Below are 19,768 nucleotides of genomic sequence, written 5' to 3' on the forward strand. Positions count from 1 at the left end.
GCCCGTTCGGCGCGCCGCAGGGGACGCGTCGCCGCGATACGGGAGGACGTACCGGTGCACATCCAGGAATGGCTGGAGACGATTCCGGCGGTCAGCATCTATCTCCTGGTGGGTCTGGTCATCGGCCTGGAGAGCCTCGGCATACCGCTGCCGGGCGAGATCGTCCTCGTCAGCTCCGCGCTGCTGGCCTCTCAGCACGGGGAGATCGACCCCGTGGTGCTGGGCGTCTGCGCGAGCGTCGGGGCGATCGTGGGCGACTCCATCGGCTACGCGATCGGACGCCGGGGAGGCAAGCCGCTGCTGGAGAAGCTAGGCCGGCGCTTCCCGAAGCACTTCGGCCCGGAGCACGTCGCGCTGGCGGAACGCTCCTTCGACCGGTGGGGCATGTGGGCCGTCTTCTTCGGGCGGTTCGTGGCGCTGCTGCGGATCTTCGCGGGGCCGCTGGCCGGTGTGCTGCGCATGCCGTACTGGCGGTTCCTGATCGCCAACGTCCTCGGCGGGATCCTGTGGGCGGGCGGCACGACGGCCGTCATCTACTCGGTCGGAGTCGTCGCGGAGCCGTGGCTGAAGCGGTTCTCCTGGGCGGCGCTGGCGGCGGCCGTGCTGTTCGGCCTGGTGGTGACGCTGGTGATGCGGAGCCGGATGAAGAAGGCGGCCAAGTCCCTCCCGGTCCCGACCCCGGCCGCCTCCACCGAGGACGCCCCGGCCGAAGACGCCCGGGCGGCTGTCTCCGACTGAGGCGCCGGCCTCCCGGCCGGCGCGCGGGCGGCCCGGGCCGGTCCCGCGGCCCGGCCGGCCCCTGCCGGGCGGGCGCTACGGGTTCGGGGTGACCGAGGCGGCGTGCTGCTTCGCCAGTTCCCCGTACATCAGGGCGTTGACCTTGATGCCCTCGCGCTCCTCGTCCGTCAGCTCGCGCCGCACCTTCGCCGGTACGCCCGCGACCAGCGAGCCGGGCGGGACCACCATGCCCTGCGGGACCAGCGCCTGCGCGGCCACCAGCGAGCCGGCGCCGATCACCGCGCCGTTCAGCACCGTCGCGCCCATCCCGATCAGGCAGTCGTCCTCCACCGTGCAGCCGTGCACCACCGCGTTGTGGCCGATGGAGACGCGCTCGCCGATCGAGACCGGGAAGCCGGGGTCGACGTGGATCGTGCAGTTGTCCTGCACGTTGCTGTCGGCGCCGAGCACGATCGGGCCGCAGTCGGCGCGCAGCACCGCCGAGTACCAGATGCTGGCGCCGGAGGCCATGGTGACGTCGCCGACCACGACGGAGGTGGGCGCGGCGAAGGCCGTGGGGTCGATCCGGGGGCTCCTGCCGTTCACGCCCGCCACGAGTGCCCGGCCCTGATCCGTCTGATGCGTCATCTTCTCTTCCTCAGTCCTTCGTGTCCGGGTGCCTGCCGCGCTACCGGCACGGTAGGCCACCACCCCCGCCCGGTCCGCGATGGGGTGAAGATCACGGCGCGGTCCGGGTGCGGGGGCGTTACGGTGGCCCGGTGCCGAAGAACCAGAACACGTTCTCATCCCTGAAGGTCCTGCGCCGCCGTCTCGCGAGCCGGGCCGCCCATGCCGGCTGGCGCTGGATGCAGCAGGCCGGCGCGGTCACCGCGCAGACCCCCGGCCGGCTGCGGTTCGGCGCGATCGGGCCGCACACCCGCCTCGCCTTCCCCCAGGGCACCGTCTTCGGCGAGCCGTGGATCCGCCTCGGCGACCACTGCATCATCGGCGAGCAGGTCACCCTCACCGCCGGGATGATGCCGGACCTCGACCTCGGCCCGGAGCCCGTGCTGGTGCTCGGCAACGGCGTGGTGATCGGCCGGGACAGCCACGTCATAGCCGACACCCGGATCACCATCGGGGACGACACCTTCTGTGGGCCGGGGGTCTACATCACCTCCACCAACCACAGCTACGACGACCCCCACGAGCCCGTCGGCAAGCAGTGGCCGCGCAGCGCCCCGGTCGAGATCGGCCCGGGCTGCTGGCTCGGCACGGGAGCGGTGATCCTGCCCGGGGCGCGGCTGGGCCGCAACGTCGTGGTGGCCGCGGGCGCCGTCGTACGGGGCGAGGTGCCCGACCACGCCGTCGTGGCGGGCGCGCCCGCGCGGATCGTACGGCGCTGGGAGCCGGAGACGGGCTGGACGCCGCCGCTGCGCACCCCGGCGCCGGTGCCGATACCGGACGGGGTCACGCCGGAGCAGCTGCGGGCGCTGGCGGCGCTGACGGAATCCGAGCAGAGGGCGGCGGAGGCCCAGGAGACGGTCTAGCCGGGTCCGGCCGTCGGGCCGGCACGGTACTGCCGGCCGCTCTAGCCGGCGGCCAGCAGTACCGTGCCGGCCAGGGCCAGGCCGGCGCCGGCCGCCTGGACCGCGCGCAGCCGCTCCTTCAGGACCGCGAAGGCGGCGAGCGCGGTGACCACCGGGTAGAGCGAGGAGAGCACCGCGGCGACGGTGACGGGGCCGTTCTGGGCGGCGATCGAGTACGTCCCGTTGGCGGCGACGTCCGCGAGGCCGACGAAGGCCAGCGCGGGCAACAGCGCCCACAGGATCCGAGGGCCCGAGCCCTCGGGCAGGGCCGGGGTGCCGCGCCGGGTCCGGAGCCACAGGGCGCCGCCGCCCGCGGCCACGTTGGTGACGCGCTGCACGAACAGGGCGAGGAACAGCCCGGTGACGCTGCTGGAGGCGTGCGCGATCAGGGCCATCACCGCGCCGAACCCGAAGGCCGCGACCAGGGTGAGCACGACGGCCCGCCGCTGTACGGGCGCGCCGCGCAGCTCCGGACCGCCGGCGAGGACGATGCCCACGACGGCCACCGCGATGCCGGCGAACTGGCCGGCCCCGGGCCGCTCGCCCAGGGCGAGTCCGGCCACGACGGGGACGACCACCCCGAGCGAGCCCAGCGGCGAGACCACGCCCATGGGACCGAGGGCCAGCGCCTTGTAGAAGCTGAACATCGCGACCGGCCCGACCAGGCCCGCGGCGACCGCGAACCACAACTGCGGTCCGGCCTCCCGCCAGGCGCCGGTGGTGAGGACCACCGCGCCGAGGACGATCACGGCGACGATCTGCGAGGCCACGACCACGGTGAGGGCCGGGAGCCGACGGGTCAGCAGCCCGCCGCCGAAGTCGGCGAGACCCCAGAGCACGGCGGTGGCCAGGGCGAAGAGGGCGGTCATGACGAGGCCTCGCAGTACAGTGCGGTGAACGGTGCGGTGCACTGCACGGTAGTTCACTGTATTGGACTCTGCCAACCAGGATATTGGACGGAACTGTGTCGGACCTCGAAGACCTCACCCATGCGCTCGCCCGGAACCTCAAGCACTGGCGCGGCGAGCGGGGGTTCACCCTGGACTCACTGGCGGCCCGGTCGGGAGTCAGCCGGGGGATGATCATCCAGATCGAGCAGGCCCGTACGAACCCCAGCGTCGGCACCACGGTCAAGCTGGCCGACGCCCTCGGGGTCAGCATCACGACCCTGCTGGACCGCGACCGCGGCCCGCGGGTGCAGCTGGTGCTGCCGGGAGAGGGGGTGCGGATGTGGTCCACCGAGGCGGGCAGCGGTGCCACGATGCTGCTCGGCGACGACCGGCGCGGGCCGCTGGAGGTGTGGACGTACCGCCTGGAACCGGGCGAGGGCACGGCCTCGGACCCGCACCTTGCCGGGACGCTGGAGATGCTGCACGTCACGGCGGGGCGGCTCACCCTGGTCGTCGACGGGGAGCCGTACGAGGTGCCTGCGGGCGGGGCCGTCTCCTTCGAGGCGAACCAGCCGCACGCGTACCGCAACGACACCGCCGAGCCGATGGAGATGACCATGGCGATCTCGATCCCGCCGGTCAGCGGCCCCGAGGTGCCGGTACAGCGCTGAGGCCCGTCCCGTCACGCCCTCACAGGGCGGGGATCTCGATCGCCGGGCAGCGGTCCATGATCATCTCCAGCCCGGCCCCGCGGGTACGGGCGAAGGCCTCCTCGTCGACCACGCCCAGCTGGAACCAGACGGCCCCGGCGCCGACCGCCACGGCCTCGTCGGCGACCGCGCCGGCGAGGGCGCTGTTCACGAAGACGTCCACCACGTCCACCTTGAAGGGGATCGCCTCCAGCGAGGCGTACCCCTTCTCGCCGTGCACCGTCTCCGCCTTGGGGTGGACGGGGACCACGCGCTTGCCAAACCTCTGGAGGACCCGGGCCACGCCGTACGCGGCGCGGTCCTCGTTGTTCGACAGGCCCACCACCGCCCAGGTGTCGCCGAGTTCGGTGAGGATCCTGCGGATGGTCGCCGGGTCGCCGTACACGTGTGCCGCCTCCTGCTGCTCGCGCTCTCGTCCGCGGGCCGGTCAAGCCGCCGGCCCGCACACCGCGACAACCGCGGACCCGCCCGTTCGATTCCCCCGCCGAACGGGGCCGGGGCACCGCTTAGGGTGGGGAGGTGAAGGCAGACCAGTACGTGACGGTGGCCCGTGAGGGCGTGCACGAGTCGGAGATCAACCGCTCGCGCTTCCTGTGCTCGCTCGCGCCCGCCGCGACCGAGGCGGAGGCGCAGGAGTTCATCGCGCGCGTCCGCAAGGAGCACCCCACCGCCACGCACAACTGCTTCGCCTACGTCATCGGCGCCGACGCCTCCGTCCAGAAGGCCAGCGACGACGGCGAGCCCGGCGGCACCGCCGGAGTGCCCATGCTCCAGATGCTGACGCGCCGCGACATCCGGTACGCGGTCGCCGTCGTCACCCGCTACTACGGCGGTGTGAAACTCGGCGCCGGCGGCCTGATCCGGGCCTACGGGGGAGTCGTCGGCGAGGCGCTCGACGCGCTCGGCACCGTCACCCGCCGCCGCTACCGGCTGGCCACCGTCACCGTCGACCACCAGCGGGCCGGCAAGACCCAGAACGACCTGCGCTCCACCGGCCGGACCGTGGTCGACCTGCGCTACGGGGCCGAGGTCGAGATCGAGGTGGCCCTCCCCGAGGCGGACCTGCCGGGCTTCGAGGCCTGGCTCGCCGACAGTACGGCGGGCAGCGCCACCCTCACCCTCGGCGGCGAGACGTACGCACCCTGAGGTCCGCCCGCCGCCGTGCGCCCGGCAGTCCCGGTGGCCGGGCCCCTCAGCCGGTGGTGGACGGCCGGGTTTCGAGGGCCCAGGCGTGCCGGCGCACCGTGTCCGGCGGGGTGCGGGCGGCGAGGATGTCGCAGAGGAGCTCCGCGCAGGCCCGCCCGTACGCGGCCGGACGCAGGTCCACCGCCGTGACGGGCGGGCTCGCGCCGCGGTTCGCGACGCCGTCGACGCAGGACGCGACCAGCAGATCGGCGCCGACCGTGCGGCCGAGGGCCGCCGCGGCCCGCAGGACCCCGGGCGCGGCCCCGTCGGGGGCGCAGACCACGGCGTCGATCGCGGGATCCGATGCGAGCAGCCGGCGGGTGGCGGCCTCCGCATCGGCCGGCGTCGCCGCGAAGGGCACCGTGCGCACGGCGACTTGAGAGCCGTGCGAGCCGCCCCAGGCGGCCGCCGTCCCGCGCAGGGCCTCGGCCCAGGCCGAGGCGCCCTCGGGGGCGAGGAGGGCGGGGCGGCGGGCGCCGCGGCCCTGCACGTGGTCCAGGAGCGCGGTCAGCGAGGCGGCGTTGTCGCAGACGACCGCGCCGGTGGGAGTCGGGGAAGGGCCGAGGTAGCGCTCGCCGGTGACCACCGGGACACCCGCGTCGAGCAGTCCGGGCACCGCGCTGTCGCCGATCTCGGGGTCGATCACGAGCAGCCCGTCGACCCGGGAGGCGAGCGGCCCGGAGGCGGCGCCGGCGGGGGCGGCCAGCAGGACCACGTCCAGGCCGTCCTCCTGGGCGCGCTGGACGGCTCCGAAGGCCAGGTTCATGTAGTAGTCCAGCCGGGTCGCGGTCTGCGGCAGGTGCAGGCCGATCGCCCCGGTGCTGGAGCGCCGCAGTCGGCGGGCGGCGCTGTTGGGGCGGTATCCGAGCTGCTCCGCGACCTCGCGGACCCGGTCCCGGGTGCTTTCCGCGACCCGCCCGGAGCCCTGGAGCGCGTCGGAGACGGTGCTCTTGGAGACGCCGGCGGCGCGGGCGACATCGAGCAGGGTCACGGCAGGTGGGGTCACGTCCCGAATTCTAGACGTTCGGGTCCGGCCTTGCCGGAACGTTCCGGCAGGCCCTACATTCCTGTCGTGCCGGAACGTTCCGGCACCGGCGATTCCGGCCCGTCCGCCGCGCCGCGCCCTCCCTCCGCCCCTGGAACAGGTCATGCGTCTGATCACCGCGTACAACCCGCCCGAGTCCCCGTCCCGGACCCGCCCCGCCGACCGCGGGCCGCTACGGGTCGCCGCCGTCCAGCAGCGCTGGCACCGCGACCCGGCCGAGCACCTCGCGGCCCTCCGCGAGGGCGTCCGGCTCGCCGCCGCCGAGGGGGCCCGCGTCGTATGCCTCCAGGAGCTGACGCTGTCGCCGTACTTCGCCGTGGTGCGCAAGGCCGACCACCCGGTACCTGCCGAGCCCGAGTCCCTGCTGACCGGCCCGACCTTCGCCTTCGCGGCCGGGGCCGCCCGGGAGCACGGCGTGTACGTGCACGCCTCCCTGTACGAGCGGGCCCCCGCGCCGGACGGTGCGGACGACGGCCTCGGCTACAACACGGCGATCCTGGTCGCCCCCGACGGCACGCTCGCCCAGCGGACCCGCAAGACCCACATTCCGGTCACCGAGGGCTACTACGAAGACCAGTGGTTCCGCCAGGGCCCTGCGGACGGCGACGCCTTCCCGCTGGTGAAGGTCGACGAGGCCAGCCTCGGGCTGCCGACCTGCTGGGACCAGTGGTTCCCCGAGCTGGCGCGCGCCTACTCCCTCGCGGGCGCCGACATCCTCGTCTACCCGACCGCCATCGGCTCGGAGCCGGGCCACCCCGGCTTCGACACCCAGCCGATCTGGCAGAAGGTGATCACCGGCAACGCCGTCGCGAACGCCACCTTCATGGTCGTCCCGAACCGCATCGGCGCCGAGAACGGCCTCACCTTCTACGGCAGCTCCTTCATCGTCGACCCCTACGGCCGCGTTCTGGTCCAGGCGCCGCGCGACGAGCCGGCCGTGCTCGTGGCCGACCTCGACCTCGACGCCCGCCGCGACTGGCTGGAGCTCTTCCCGTTCCTGGCCACCCGCCGCCCCGAGCTCTACGGCAGCCTCACCGAACGCCGCGCGTAGTAGGAGTAGGTCAGCAGCAGTACGAGCGGACCCCACAGCATCCCGGGGGTGATGCAGAGGGCGGCCAGTGTCTCCCAGCCGCCACTGCTGAACGCGGCGGCGTCACCCGCACCGAACCAGCTCAGCGGCACCGGCGCCCAGAACGCGGTCGCGCCCAGGCCGCCGAGGGCGGCGGGGACGACCGCCGCGAAGGGAGCGATCGGCTTCCCGCCGACGAACGGCAGCCATGCGGGGGCGACCTCGCCCCATCCCCGCACCAGTCCGAAGGACAGCAGCGCCAGCCCCTCCGTGACCAAGCTGAGCCCGAAGACGTAGGGGACGGACACCCACAGGGACGACGGCATCGCCCCTTCGGCTTCCAGCCCCATCTCGAAGCCGAAGGCGAACGGCAATCGCCACAAGCACTGGGGCAGCAGCAGCAAAGGGATGGCGCGGGCGGTGAGGGAGGCCCATGGGGGCACCGGCCGTTCGGTGCCGTGCGCGGTCGTGGTGGGGCGAGGTCCGTCGATGGCTGTCATGCCATCAGCCTCTTCGGTCCTCTGCGGCCGGTCGTCATCCACGAGTGGGTACCGGCCTGCGCACGGGGGAGCCCTGAGTCGGCCTTCGGGATGATGTCCTGCCGCCCGGCGGGCTCTCAGTCTTCCCTGACCACGTGTTCCCTGACCACCGGGTACGGCACGTAGGTGCGCAGATCGGGGTCGACGGCAAGGCTGCCGCCCGCCGGGGGACGCGCCCGCTGGGCGCAGTCCTGCCGTTCGCAGATCCGGCAGCCCAGACCGATCGGGGTGGTGGCGCGCGGGTCGTGCAGGGCGATGCCCTCCGCGTAGACCAGGCGCGGTGCGTGGCGCAGCTCGCAGCCCAGGGCGACGGCGAAGTCGGCCCGGGGCGCGTGGTGGCCGAAGCCGCCGCGGGTGACCGTCCGGGCGATCCAGAAGTACCGCTTGCCGTCCGGCATTTCGGCGACCTGGGTCAGGATCCGACCGGGGGAGGAGAAGGCCCCGTAGACGGTCCAGAGCGGGCAGGTGCCGCCCAGCCGGGAGAAGTGGAAGTCGGTGGCGGACTGCCGTTTGGAGATGTTGCCCGCGCGGTCGGCCCGCAGGAAGGAGAAGGGCACCCCGCGGTGACCGGTGCGCTGGAGGGTGGACAGGCGGTGGCAGACGGTCTCGAAACCGACGCCGAAGCGGGCCTGCAACAGCTCGATGTCGTAGCGGAGTTCCTCGGCCGCCGCCTGGAAGGCGGTGTACGGCATGAGGAGCGCTCCCGCGAAGTAGTTGGCCAGCCCGATCCGGGCCAGTCCCTCCGCTTGGGGGGAGGCCAGGCCGGCGGCCTCCACCAGGCCGTCCAGCAGGGCCGGGTGTTCGAGGAGGGCGAGCTGCGTGGCCATCTGGAAGGCGCGCTGTCCCTCGCTGAGCCAGGGGGAGAGGAACAGCAGCCCGCTCCCGGCGTCGAAACGCCGCGCGTCCGCCGACCGTTCCGGCGCGGCCTGGATGACCTTGACATGGTGACGTTCCGTCAGCCGCGCGGCGAGCGAGTCCGCGGCCCGGCCCACCCGGCCGGGCCCCATGGCCCCGGCGGTCCGCTCGGCCTCCGCCTCCAGGGCGGCGAAGTGGTTGTGGTGGGCGTAGAAGAAGTCCCTGACCTCGTCGTGGGGTTCGGCGGGCAGCAGGGCCGAGGTGTCCTCGGGCGTGGCCAGGGCCACGACCCGCTCGGAAGCCTCCCGGTAGCGCTGGTGCAGGGCGACCAGCGCCCGGGCCACCTCGGGGTGGTCGCGGGCGACGTCGGCGATCTCGTCCTGCGGCACCGAGGTGCCGCACGCCTCGTCGCCGAGGGCCGTGCGCAGGTCGGTGGCCAGCCTCTCCTCCGCTGCCTCCGAGAAGAACTCGGGGTCGACGCCGAAGACCTCCGCGATCCGCAGCAGCACCGGGGCGGTCAGCGGGCGCCGGCTGTGTTCGATCTGGTTGAGGTAGCTGGTGGACAGCCCCAGGGCGCGGGCGAGTTCGACCTGGTTCATGCCCCGCTCGCGGCGCAGCCTGCGCAGTTTCGCGTGTGCGTAGATCTTCCGCCCGGCAGGCCGTCCCACGTGGATCCCGGTCCCCTCTCGCGTCCCCTGCCGGTGAAGGTAGCATCCGCAGAATTCGCAGAATTGGCAGATTCGCAGATCCGACGGGTACGGATTTCGCAGTGTGGAGCGATCGCCGGACGCCGGTCGCGGGGGAAGACTCGCAGGCGTACGCCGCACCCGCCGCACGCCGCGAGGAGTCCCCGTGATCGACCATCAGGTACGCGTCCACCCCAGTGCGGAGCACCTGCCCCGCGAGGAGCAGCTCGCCTGGAAACTGGCCGAGGCGGCCACCGCAACCCAGGAGGCGGAGGGCCTCGACCCCGCGGCCGCGGAGATGGCCGCCAACCGGATCATCGACAACGCCTCCGTCGCCGTCGCCGCCCTGCGCCGCCGCCCCGTAGCCGTCGCCCGGGCGCAGGCGCTGAGCCACCGGACGAGCTCCGGCGCGTCGGTCTTCGGAGTGGCCGCCGGGACCAGGGTGTCGCCGGAATGGGCGGCCTGGGCCAACGGCACGGCCGTGCGCGAGCTGGACTTCCACGACACCTACCTCGCCGCCGACTACTCCCACCCCGGGGACAACATCCCGCCCCTGCTGGCCGTCGCCCAGCGCACCGGCCGCTCCGGCGCGGACCTGCTGCGGGGGATCATCGCCGCCTACGAGATCCACGTGGCCCTGGTCAAGGGCATCTGCCTGCACGCGCACCGCATCGACCACGTCGCCCACCTCAGTGCCGCGACGGCGTGCGGCATCGGAGCGATGATGCGGCTGGACACCGGGACGGTCTACCAGGCGGTGCAGCAGGCGGTGCACACCACCACGGCGACCCGGCAGTCGCGCAAGGGCGAGATCTCCAGCTGGAAGGCGTTCGCCCCGGCCTTCGCCGGCAAGGCTGCCGTCGAGGCGGTGGACCGGGCCATGCGCGGCGAGGGATCCCCCTCGCCGGTCTACGAGGGCGAGGACGGCTTCGTCGCCCGGATGCTGGACGGACCGGACGCCTCGTACACGGTGTCGCTGCCGGGGCCCGGCGAGGTACGCCGGGCGATCCTCGACACCTACACCAAGGAGTACTCCGCCGAGTACCAGGCGCAGGCGGTCATCGACCTGGCCCGCACGCTGCGCGAGAAGGCCGGCCCGCTGGGGAAGGTCCGCTCGGTCGTCCTGCACACCAGCCACCACACGCACCAGGTGATCGGTTCCGGTTCCGGCGACCCGCAGAAGTACGACCCGGCGGCGAGCCGCGAGACCCTGGACCATTCGGTGCCGTACATCTTCGCCGTGGCCCTTGAGGACGGCGGCTGGCACCACGAGCGCTCCTACGCCCCCGAGCGCGCGGGCAGGCCCGCCACGGTCGAGCTGTGGAAGAAGATCTCCACCGTCGAGGACCCCGAATGGACCCGGCGCTACCACGAGGCGGACCCCGCCCGCCGGGCCTTCGGCGGCCGCGCCGTGATCACCTTCGAGGACGGCTCCGTCGTCGAGGACCAGCTCGCCGTCGCCGACGCGCACCCCGCCGGGGCCCGCCCGTTCGACCGCGCGGGCTACACCCGCAAGTTCCGCACGCTGACCGAGGGGATCGTCACCGGCCCGGCACAGGAGGGCTTCCTGCGGACCGCGGACCGGCTGGCGGAGCTCGGCGCCGCCGAGCTGACGGCCCTCTTCCCCGCCGTCGACACGAACGCCGTCGCCGCCCATGACGCCCGGCTCCCGAAGGGCCTGTTCTGATGCTCCACACCCGCACCACTCCCGCCGCCCGCCGCCGCGCCCTTCGCGAACGACTCGCCTCCGGGCGGCTGCTCAGGATGCCCGGTGCGATCAGCCCGTACTCGGCCAGGCTCATCCAGGAGGCGGGGTTCGAGGCCGTCTACCTCTCGGGGGCCGTGCTCGCCGCCGATCTGGCTCTGCCCGACATCGGCCTGACCACCTCCGCCGAGGTGGCGGCGCGCGCCCAGCAGGTCACCCGGGTCACCGACCTGCCCGTACTCGTCGATGCCGACACCGGATTCGGCGAGCCGATGAACGCCGCCCGCACCCTCCAGCTCATGGAGGACGCCGGTCTGGCGGGCCTCCACCTGGAGGACCAGGTCAACCCCAAGCGGTGCGGCCACCTCGACGGCAAGGGCGTCGTACCGCGCGAGGAGATGGTCCGCCGGCTGCGCGCCGCCGCCTGTGCCCGCCGCGACCCCGACTTCCTGCTCATGGCCCGCACCGACGCCCGCGCGGTCGAGGGCCTGGCCGCCGCCATCGACCGGGCCAAGGCGTACGTGGACGCGGGCGCCGAGGCGATCTTCCCCGAAGCTCTGGCCGGCGAGGCCGAGTTCGAGGCGTTCCGCCGGGCCGTCGACGTCCCCCTCCTCGCCAACATGACCGAATTCGGCAAGGGCCGCCTCCTCGACGCGCGCACCCTGGAGGACCTCGGCTACAACATCGCGCTCTACCCCGTCACCCTCTTCCGTCTCGCCATGGGCGCGATCGAGGACGGCCTGCGCACCCTCGCGGCCGAAGGCACCCAGGAGTCCCTGGTGCCCCGCATGCAGACCCGCTCCCGGCTCTACGAGGTACTCGGCTACGAGGACTACGGCGCCTTCGACTCCACCGTCTCCGACTTCACGCTCCCGCCCGGCAACTGACCGACCCGCACCGGAGGCCCTCAGCCATGACCGCCACCACGCCCGAGATCCACCGAGGTCTCAGCGGTGTCGTCGTCGACACCACCGCCATCTCCACCGTCATCCAGGAGACCAACTCCCTCACCTACCGCGGCTACCCGGTCCAGGAACTCGCCGCCCGCCGCACCTTCGAGGAAGTCGCGTACCTCCTTTGGCACGGGGAGCTCCCCGGCCCTGCCGAACTGAGCGCCTTCCAGGCCGCCGAGCGCGCCCTGCGGCCCCTGGACCGCACCACCGCCGAATTCCTCGCCCGGCTCCCCGAGACCTGCCACCCCATGGACGTCCTGCGCACCGCCGTCAGCCTCCTGGGCGCCGAGGACCCCGCCGAGGACGACGGCAGCGCCGCCGCCAACCGGGCCAAATCCCTGGCGCTGTTCGCCCGGCTCCCCGTCGTCGTGGCCGCCGACCACCGCCGCCGGCACGGCCGGGCGCCGATCAGGCCCGACGCCTCGCTCGGATACGCAGAGAACTTCTTCCACATGTGCTTCGGCGCCCTGCCCGACCCGGAAGTCGTCCGCTGCTTCGAGATCTCCCTCATCCTCTACGCCGAACACAGCTTCAACGCCTCGACCTTCACCGCCCGGGTCGTCACCTCCACCCTCTCCGACCTCTACAGCGCCGTCACCGCCGCCGTCGGAGCCCTCAAGGGCTCACTCCACGGCGGCGCCAACGAGGCGGTGATGCACATGCTGGAGGAGATCGGCGAACCCGGCCGGGCCGCGCGGTGGCTGGACGACGCCCTCGCCGAGAAACGGAAGATCATGGGCTTCGGCCACCGGGTCTACAAGAGCGGCGACTCCCGCGTCCCCCTCATGCAGGAGGCCACCGACCGCCTCGTCGCCCGCGCCGCCGACCCCGGCGTGACCCGGCTCGCCGCGTTGCACGCCGCGCTCCGACGCGCCATGGCCACCCGCAGGGGCATCCACCCGAACCTCGACTACCCCGCAGGTCTCGCGTACCACCTCATGGGCTTCGACACCCCCACCTTCACCCCGCTCTTCGTGATGAGCCGCATCACGGGGTGGACCGCCCACATCACCGAACAGCTCGAACACAACGCCCTCATCCGGCCCCTGGGCGTCTACATCGGCCCCGGGCAGCGCGCCCTGCCCGGTCCCTGACGGTTGACCCGTGAGGCCCGGCCGGTCAGCGGAGCTGGCGGCGGACCAGGTCGTGGAAGAGACCCGACGGGTCGGCGAGCAGTTCGGCGGGCGGGCCCTGCTGGACGATCCTGCCGTCCTCCATGGCGATCACCCGGTCGGCCTCCATGATCGTGGACAGCCGATGGGCGATCACCACGCGGGTGGCGCGCAGGGCCCGGGTGGATTCGGTGACCACGCGCTGGGCCTCGTTGTCCAGCGCGCTGGTGGCCTCGTCGAAGAACAGGATCCGCGGCTTGCGGACGAGGGCCTGGGCGATCATCAGCCGTTGGCGCTGGCCTCCGGAGACGGTGGTGCCGCCGTCGGACAGCATGGTGTGCATGCCCATCGGCATGGCCTTGATGTCCTGCGCCAGGCCCGCCATCGTGGCGGCCTCCCAGACCTCTTCGAGCGAGAACGTCCCCGAGCCGCGGATGCAGTCGAGGATCGAGCCGGTGAAGGGCTGGGCGTGCTGGAGGACGACGCCGCACTGGCGGCGCACGGCCGCCCGGTCGAGCGCCGCCAGGTCCTGGCCGTCGTACAGCACGCTGCCCGAGAGGGGTTCGTCGAAGCCGATGAGCAGCCGAAGCAGGGTGGACTTGCCGCAGCCGCTGGCCCCGACGACGGCGACGAACTCGCCCCGCCCGATGCGGAAGCTGATGTCGTCCAGTACGAGGGGCCCGTCGTCGCCGTAGCGGTAGGAGAGGCCCTTCGCCTCGATGGCGCCGGTCAGCTCGCCCGGCCGGGTGCTGGCGCGGACCGCCTCGGGGGCCGCGTCCAGGACCGGCCTGATCTGCTCGAACATCGGCAGCACGGCGGCGGCCGACAGGAACGCGCCGGTCAGCTGTGTCACCGAGGACAGCAGCATCGTCAGCGCGGTGCTGAAGGTGAGGAACTCGCCGGCGGACATGGCGCCGCGGGCCGGTCCGGCCAGCAGCACGAACATCACCAGCGTGCACAGCGGCAGGTGGACCGCTCCCAGCACCGTGCTGAGGTTCTGGATCCGGCCGATGCGCTGCTGGAGGTCGCGGGTACGGGCGAACTCCCGCGCCCAGGCGGCGTACGCGAAGCTCTCGGCCGCGGCGACGCGGAGCTTGGGCAGCCCGCGCAGGGTCTGGAAGGCCTGGTTGCCGAGCCGGAGACCGAGCTCGACCAGCCTCCGCTGGTGGCGCAGCTGCCACAGCCCCAGGCCCAGGAAGACCGCGGCGGCGACGACCAGCATGGCGAGTGCCGCCATCGCGAGCGGCACGCTGTAGACGAGCAGCAGGACGAGGCTCATCGCGCCGGTCGCGCCCGCCTGGACGCAGACCGGGGCGATGCCGGACAGCACGCGGCGCATCGCGCTGACGCCCATGGCCGCGCCGGCGAGTTCGCCGGTGGAGCGGCCCGTGAAGAACGTCGTCGGCAGCCGGAGCAGCCGGTCCCACACCGCCGGCTGCAAGGTGGCCTCGATGCGGCCCTCCATGCGCAGCAGGGCGGTGTTCTGCAGCAGCATGAAGGCGGCCGAGACGATGCCCGTCGCGATCAGTGCCAGGCCGGTCTGCACGATGAGGCCGTTCTCGGCCTGCGGGACGTAGCGGCCGAGGACCCGGCCGGTGGCGATCGGCACCAGTGCGCCCAGGAGCACCGCGACGGCCGCGCCCAGCAGGAGGCCGCGCAGTTCCGGGAGGGTGCCGCGCAGGCTGAAGCGGATCAGGGCGGGCAGGCCCACCCGTCCGTCGGGCAGCGGGCGGTAGAGCATGACGGCGCGCGGTTCGAGGGCGCTCGCGCCGTCCTTCCCGATGCGCTCGCGCCGGCCGGTGGCGGGGTCGACCGCCTCGTAGCCGCCGCGCCGCCACAGCAGGGCGACCGGCGTGCCGTCCTTCTCGCGCCGGCCCACCAGCGGCCCGCTGTTCTCCCGCCACCAGCGCCCGCCGAGCGCGACCGTGCGGGTGCGGATCCGCGAGGCGAGGGCGATGCGTTCGACGGGGTCGGTCCGCTCCGGTCCGCCGCCGCCGCCGCCGTCGGCGGCGGCCGGTTCGGTCAGGGTGATGCGGGACGCCTCGGCGACCAGGCGGCACGCGGCGAAGGTCGCGTCGGCGCCCGCGCCCGGGCGGGAGGCCCGGCCGGATCCGGCGATGGACGCCAGCAGGGTCCGGTCCGCCTGGCTGTGGGCCGCCCGGCCCGCCTCGATCCCGGCGGCGGTGCGGTCCTCGTGGGCGCGCTCAAGCTCCTCGATCCGGTCGTCCAGGGCGTACAACAGCCGGTGCTGCTGGTCGACCATGCCCTGCCACATCGCCGCGTCGACGAGGAGGGTGCCCACGGCCTCCGCCTCGTACACGGCGCCGTACTGCACGCTGCCCGGAGCGATCTGCATCCACAGGATGTCGTCGTCGGCCCCGCCGTGCGCGTCGGGGGCGCCGCCGTCCAGCGGCGCCTGGTAGAGCACGCGCAGGCCGCGGCCGATGCCGCGGGCGAAGGCGTCCTCCAGGGGGCTCTGCGGGCCGGGCCGTCCGGGGGCGCCGTAGTGGTCGCCCTGGTCGGCGTACCAGGCCGCTTCGGGGAACTGGTCTCCGTACTGCGGCCGGTACAGCTCGCGCAGGGTGATGCGCCGCAGCAGGCATCCCTGCAGGGGGCGTCCGACCAGGGTGTGGTCCGGGCCCTCGGCCGGGCCCAGCAGGAGCGTGCCCGGCTCCAGCCGGCCCAGGAAGTGCCAGTGCCCGGCGTGCGCGGCGTCGACGGCGAACAGGTCCAGCTCGCCCCGTACGACGAGCCACAGGACGAGCGGGCCCTCCAGGGACAGGCTGCGCAGACCCGTGCAGTCGACCGGGGAGCCCAGTGCGCCCAGGGCCGCGACCACCGGGTCCGGGGCCGCGTTCCATGCTCCGGCGGTGGCCGTGGCTCCGGCATCGTGCTGTGTCACCTCAGTGCTCCCCGACCAGTGCGGCGTACGGGCCCCGCGCGGCGACCAGCTGCTCGTGCCGACCGCGTTCCACGATCCGGCCCCGGTCGAGCACGACGATCTCGTCGCTGTCGCGCACCGTGCTCAGCCGGTGGGCGATGACGACGCAGGCGCAGCCGCGGCGGCGCAGGTTGTCGATGACGAGCTGCTCGGTCACCGCGTCCAGGGCGCTGGTCACCTCGTCGAGCACCATGACGCTGGGGCGGCGCACCAGCGCCCGCGCGATCTCCAGGCGCTGGCGCTGGCCGCCGGAGAAATTGCGGCCGTCCTGCTCGACGCGGCTGTGGATGCCGCCGGGACGGCGGGCGACGACGTCGTGCACGGCGGCGTCCTCCAGCGCGGCGACGACGGCCTCGTCGGGGACGGAGGGGTCCCACAGCGTGACGTTGTCGCGGACGGTGCCCTCGAAGAGGAAGACGTCCTGGTCGACGAAGGAGACGGAAGCGGCCAGCGCGCCGCGCGGGATGTCCTCCAGCCGCATCCCGTCGATGCGGACGGCCCCCTGCCAGGGCGTGTGGAGGCCGGAGACCAGCCTGGAGACGGTGGACTTGCCGCTGCCGGAGCCGCCGACGAGCGCGATCTGCCGGCCGGGCCCGACCGAGAGCGAGAAGTCCTCCAGCAGCGGGGCGTCCAGCGGGCTGTAGCCGAAGGTGATCCCTTCCAGCTCCACGTGACCCTTGAGGCGGCGGGTGCCCGCGGCGGCCTCGCGCCGCGAGTGGACCGGATCGACGGGGAAGTTCTCGACGTCCTTGAGGCGGGCGACGTCGGCCGCGAAGTCCTGGATCCGCCCGGCGACCCCGCCCAGCCTGGCGATCGGCGCGGTGAAGCTGGTCACCAGGGCCTGGAAGGCGACGAGCAGACCCACGGTGAGGCTGCCGTCCACCGCGCGCAGACCGCCGATCATCAGGATCAGCGCGCTGTTGAACGCGGCGAGGGCGGGAGCGACGATCGCGAGCCACGCGCCGGGCACGCCGAGCCGCTGCTGCACGTCGAGGGTGACGGCGTGCTGTCCGGCCCAGCGGCGGAAGAAGCCGTTCTCGCCGCCCGTGGCCTTCATCGTCTCGATGAGCTGGAGGCCGCCGTAGGACGTGTTCGTCAGCCGGGCGCTCTCGGCGCGCAGCTTCTGGGTGCCGGTGGCCCTCAGTCCGACCACGATCCGCAGGGCCACCACGTTGAGCAGCGCCACGCCCACGCCGACGGCGGTCAGCTGCGGATCGTACGTCCACAGCAGCACCGCGTAGATCACGACCACCACGGCGTCCACGCCCGCGGCGGCCAGGTCCCGGGAGACGGTCTCGGCGACGGTGTCGTTGGACTGCAGGCGCTGGACCAGGTCGGCCGGGCTGCGCTGGGAGTAGAAGGTGACCGGCAGCCTGAGCAGGTGCCGGAAGAAGCGGGCGCCGCCCAGGGTGGAGGAGATGACGCGGCCGCGCAGCAGGTTGGCCTGCTGCACCGCGGTGAGGGCCGCGGTGAGGACGAGGGCGACGGCCAGCGAGGCGAACAGCACGCCCAGCAGGGAGGTCTGCTCCCCGATGAGGAACATGTCGATGTACGTGCGGCTCAGGGCCGGTACGCAGGCGCCGACGGCCACGAGGAGGAGGCTGGAGAGCACGGCGGCCGCCATGGTGGCGGACGTGCCCCGCAGGCGGGCCGGTACGGTGCGCAGGACTCCGGGCTTGCGGCCGCCGCGGCGGAAGCCGTCGCCGGGCTCGAAGGTGAGCACGACGCCGGTGAAACTGTGGTCGAACTCGTCCATGGGGACGAACCGGCGTCCCTTGCCCGGATCGTTGACGTACACGCCCCTGCGGCCGAACCGGCGGCCCGTGCCGTCGTAGACGACGTAGTGGTTGAACTCCCAGAAGAGCACGGCCGGGGCGCTCACCTCGGCGAGCGCGGCCAGGTCCATCTGCATGCCCTTGGCCGTCAGGCCGTAACCGCGGGCGGCCTTGAGGAGGTTGCTGGCGCGGGAACCGTCGCGGGAGACGCCGCAGGCGACGCGCAGCTCTTCGAGGGCGACGAAGCGGCCGTGGTGGCCGAGCACCATGGCCAGGGCGGCGGCGCCGCACTCCACCGCCTCCATCTGCAGCACGGTGGGGGTGCGCACGGGGCGGGGCGTCCTGCCCCTGGGCTCGGGGGCGGGCCTGCGGCGGGCGCCGCCCTTCGGGCCGGGGCGGTGGCGGCGGCGGCCGGTCTCGGCTGTCGACGGCGCGGTCACGGCAGCAGCCAGTCGACGGGGCGCTGCGCGGAGAGGTGGACGGAGCCGGTGACCGGAGTCCTGGATTCGACGGCGTACGGGGGCCCGTCCTCGGAGGTCCACCGGTAGCCGGAGGGGGTGGAGGAGGGGTCGAGCTGTACGAGCACCGCGACCGGGCTGCCCTGGCGGGAGAACTGTTCGGCGAGGCCGGCGTCGGCCAGGAAACCGCTGATCTGTGCCTGGGTCTGGGGGGCGCGGCCGACCGCCTTGACGCGGCCGCGCAGCATGCCGAAGCGCTGCTGGGGGACGGACTGGACGCCGAGGTCGACGGGGGCTCCCACCGGGATCGCCGGTCCGCTGTCGCCCGGCACGTACAGCACGGCCACCAGGGGGTCCTGCGGGGCCTTCACACGTTCGACGGTCGCCACGTCCGCGCCGGTGGCGACGACCGAGCCCACCTTGGCCACCAGGGTGGTCAGCCGGCCTGCGGTGACCACGCGCACGGGGCGCTCGCCCTGCTCCGTGCGGACGTTGAGCAGCGGTGCTCCGGCGGGCAGCTGCTGGCCCTCCGAGGCGAGGACCGCGGTCACCTGCCCGGAGAGCGGGGTCTGCAGCACGTAGCTGCCCTCGGGCCGGGTGAGGATGCCGGGGACGCTCAGCTTGGAGGACACGGTGCCGGTGACCGCCCAGAAGCACGCGGCGGCCATCACGACGACCGTGACGGCCAGGACGAGCCTTCCCTGCGGGTGCGCGAAGCGGACGGGCAGGTCGAGTTCTTCGGGCGATTGCAGCTTGGAAAGAGCCTTTTGGCGGAACTGCACGGACCATTCCTTCAACTGCATTCGAGTCGTTCGGTAATTCAGGCAACCAGGAACCCCGGAGCCGTGGGGGACGCTCCGGGGTTCCTGGTGTTATTCCGATCAGAGACCGGCGATACCGGTGTTCAGCGAAACGCCGGTGACGCCCGTGACGAGGCCGGGGACCTGGGACACGATGCCCGTGGCCGCCTGGACGGTGCCGAGGGAGCCCACGATGTTGGTGACATCGCTGGTCGCGGCGCCGACCAGGCCGCCGGAAACGTTGAGGAGGCCACCGGAGACGGCGTCCAGCTCGGTGTCGGCGATCTCACGGGTCTCAAGGTCGTTACGCATGGCGCGCACCTTTCATTGGGGGGAGTAATACGTATCTGCGGCGGCCGTGGGCCCAGAATTCAGCCCGTCATTCCTGACTGCCGCGGTGGGCAAGATGAAAGCACGCGAACGGGTGCCCGGACGAATCCCGTTGACGCTCCGTCGGGGTCGGGCGGACATCTCCGAACATGGAAGTGCAGCTTGATTCACCGAATGGTGACGACTTCTTCACAGGATCGAGTAACAGATATGGGCCGCCCGCTGCTTACACGGAACCAAATGGGACAGACCCGCATCTAACGGGCCGGGCAATTGCCGCATACCGCACGGCGTCGGCAACGGGCCGTCCCCGACGCGCACACGATGTGCAGGTTTCCGGAAGGAGTGCGGGGTGACCGCGCCGCGCCGCCCGGTGCGGCCGGGTACGGGCGGGTGCGGCCGGGCGAGG

18 protein-coding genes are annotated in these 19,768 nt (G+C 73.3%); 8 read left to right on the plus strand and 10 right to left on the minus strand.

What is annotated here, in order from left to right:
* Positions 1-54: 54 nt before the first annotated feature.
* Positions 55-738 (plus strand): DedA family protein, encoded by a 684-nt coding sequence (locus IE248_RS08560; RefSeq protein ID WP_073796795.1) that lies wholly within the window; start codon positions 55-57, stop codon positions 736-738.
* A 75-nt stretch (positions 739-813) separates the two neighbouring features.
* Here the strand turns inward: IE248_RS08560 and IE248_RS08565 are convergent, their stop codons facing one another.
* On the minus strand, positions 814-1,365 hold the full coding sequence (locus IE248_RS08565) for a gamma carbonic anhydrase family protein (RefSeq protein ID WP_190030317.1): 552 nt from the start codon (positions 1,363-1,365) through the stop codon (positions 814-816).
* Positions 1,366-1,496: 131 nt separating this feature from the next.
* Between IE248_RS08565 and IE248_RS08570 the strand changes: the two genes are divergently transcribed.
* Complete coding sequence (locus IE248_RS08570; RefSeq protein WP_073796794.1) at positions 1,497-2,267, plus strand: acyltransferase; 771 nt, start codon at positions 1,497-1,499, stop codon at positions 2,265-2,267.
* A gap of 41 nt (positions 2,268-2,308) precedes the next feature.
* On the opposite strand, the gene IE248_RS08575 is transcribed toward IE248_RS08570, so the two are convergent.
* Positions 2,309-3,175, minus strand: coding sequence for a DMT family transporter (locus IE248_RS08575; RefSeq protein ID WP_190030500.1), 867 nt, complete (start codon positions 3,173-3,175; stop codon positions 2,309-2,311).
* A 95-nt stretch (positions 3,176-3,270) separates the two neighbouring features.
* On the opposite strand from IE248_RS08575, the gene IE248_RS08580 reads away from it, so the two are divergent.
* A complete protein-coding gene (locus tag IE248_RS08580; RefSeq protein WP_190030318.1) occupies positions 3,271-3,867 on the plus strand; it encodes a helix-turn-helix domain-containing protein in 597 nt (198 codons plus the stop codon).
* A 19-nt stretch (positions 3,868-3,886) separates the two neighbouring features.
* Here the strand turns inward: IE248_RS08580 and IE248_RS08585 are convergent, their stop codons facing one another.
* Entirely contained in the window at positions 3,887-4,291 is a 405-nt protein-coding gene (locus IE248_RS08585) for a CoA-binding protein (protein ID WP_100580283.1), read from the minus strand.
* A 134-nt stretch (positions 4,292-4,425) separates the two neighbouring features.
* On the opposite strand from IE248_RS08585, the gene IE248_RS08590 reads away from it, so the two are divergent.
* Complete coding sequence (locus IE248_RS08590; protein WP_037798595.1) at positions 4,426-5,052, plus strand: YigZ family protein; 627 nt, start codon at positions 4,426-4,428, stop codon at positions 5,050-5,052.
* Between the two features lie 46 nt (positions 5,053-5,098).
* On the opposite strand, the gene IE248_RS08595 is transcribed toward IE248_RS08590, so the two are convergent.
* Positions 5,099-6,097 carry a LacI family DNA-binding transcriptional regulator gene (locus IE248_RS08595; RefSeq protein WP_190030319.1) on the minus strand — a complete coding sequence of 333 codons (999 nt, stop codon included), beginning with the start codon at positions 6,095-6,097 and terminating at the stop codon, positions 5,099-5,101.
* 142 nt (positions 6,098-6,239) lie between these two features.
* Between IE248_RS08595 and IE248_RS08600 the strand changes: the two genes are divergently transcribed.
* On the plus strand, positions 6,240-7,187 hold the full coding sequence (locus tag IE248_RS08600; protein WP_190030320.1) for a carbon-nitrogen hydrolase: 948 nt from the start codon (positions 6,240-6,242) through the stop codon (positions 7,185-7,187).
* Here the strand turns inward: IE248_RS08600 and IE248_RS08605 are convergent.
* Positions 7,157-7,705: a hypothetical protein gene (locus tag IE248_RS08605; protein WP_190030321.1), complete on the minus strand. Its 549-nt coding sequence runs from the start codon at positions 7,703-7,705 to the stop codon at positions 7,157-7,159. The genes IE248_RS08600 and IE248_RS08605 overlap by 31 nt on opposite strands.
* Before the next feature lie 116 nt (positions 7,706-7,821).
* Positions 7,822-9,267, minus strand: coding sequence for a short-chain fatty acyl-CoA regulator family protein (locus IE248_RS08610; RefSeq protein WP_190030322.1), 1,446 nt, complete (start codon positions 9,265-9,267; stop codon positions 7,822-7,824).
* 184 nt (positions 9,268-9,451) lie between these two features.
* Here IE248_RS08610 and IE248_RS08615 point away from each other — a divergent pair, with 184 nt between their 5' ends.
* From IE248_RS08615 to IE248_RS08625, 3 genes are read left to right on the plus strand one after another with little or no spacing between them, the layout of a single operon-like run.
* A complete protein-coding gene (locus tag IE248_RS08615; protein ID WP_190030323.1) occupies positions 9,452-10,972 on the plus strand; it encodes an MmgE/PrpD family protein in 1,521 nt (506 codons plus the stop codon).
* Positions 10,972-11,877 carry a methylisocitrate lyase gene (gene prpB / locus IE248_RS08620; RefSeq protein ID WP_190030324.1) on the plus strand — a complete coding sequence of 302 codons (906 nt, stop codon included), beginning with the start codon at positions 10,972-10,974 and terminating at the stop codon, positions 11,875-11,877. The genes IE248_RS08615 and prpB overlap by 1 nt, the downstream gene beginning before the upstream one ends.
* 26 nt (positions 11,878-11,903) lie before the next feature.
* Entirely contained in the window at positions 11,904-13,037 is a 1,134-nt protein-coding gene (locus IE248_RS08625; protein ID WP_073796785.1) for a bifunctional 2-methylcitrate synthase/citrate synthase, read from the plus strand.
* A gap of 25 nt (positions 13,038-13,062) precedes the next feature.
* Here the strand turns inward: IE248_RS08625 and IE248_RS08630 are convergent, their stop codons facing one another.
* The 4 genes from IE248_RS08630 to IE248_RS08645 form a co-directional block, all read right to left on the minus strand.
* A complete protein-coding gene (locus tag IE248_RS08630; RefSeq protein ID WP_190030325.1) occupies positions 13,063-15,957 on the minus strand; it encodes an NHLP bacteriocin export ABC transporter permease/ATPase subunit in 2,895 nt (964 codons plus the stop codon).
* Between the two features lies 1 nt (position 15,958).
* Positions 15,959-18,211, minus strand: coding sequence for an NHLP family bacteriocin export ABC transporter peptidase/permease/ATPase subunit (locus tag IE248_RS08635; RefSeq protein WP_190030326.1), 2,253 nt, complete (start codon positions 18,209-18,211; stop codon positions 15,959-15,961).
* Positions 18,208-19,011 (minus strand): HlyD family efflux transporter periplasmic adaptor subunit, encoded by an 804-nt coding sequence (locus IE248_RS08640; protein WP_100580277.1) that lies wholly within the window; start codon positions 19,009-19,011, stop codon positions 18,208-18,210. Before IE248_RS08640 ends, IE248_RS08635 begins: the two co-directional genes overlap by 4 nt.
* Positions 19,012-19,110: 99 nt before the next feature.
* Positions 19,111-19,341, minus strand: coding sequence for a hypothetical protein (locus tag IE248_RS08645; RefSeq protein WP_037792937.1), 231 nt, complete (start codon positions 19,339-19,341; stop codon positions 19,111-19,113).
* Between the last annotated feature and the right edge of the window lie 427 nt (positions 19,342-19,768).

This window comes from Streptomyces goshikiensis, assembly GCF_014650555.1.
In the GTDB taxonomy this organism is placed as follows: domain Bacteria; phylum Actinomycetota; class Actinomycetes; order Streptomycetales; family Streptomycetaceae; genus Streptomyces; species Streptomyces goshikiensis.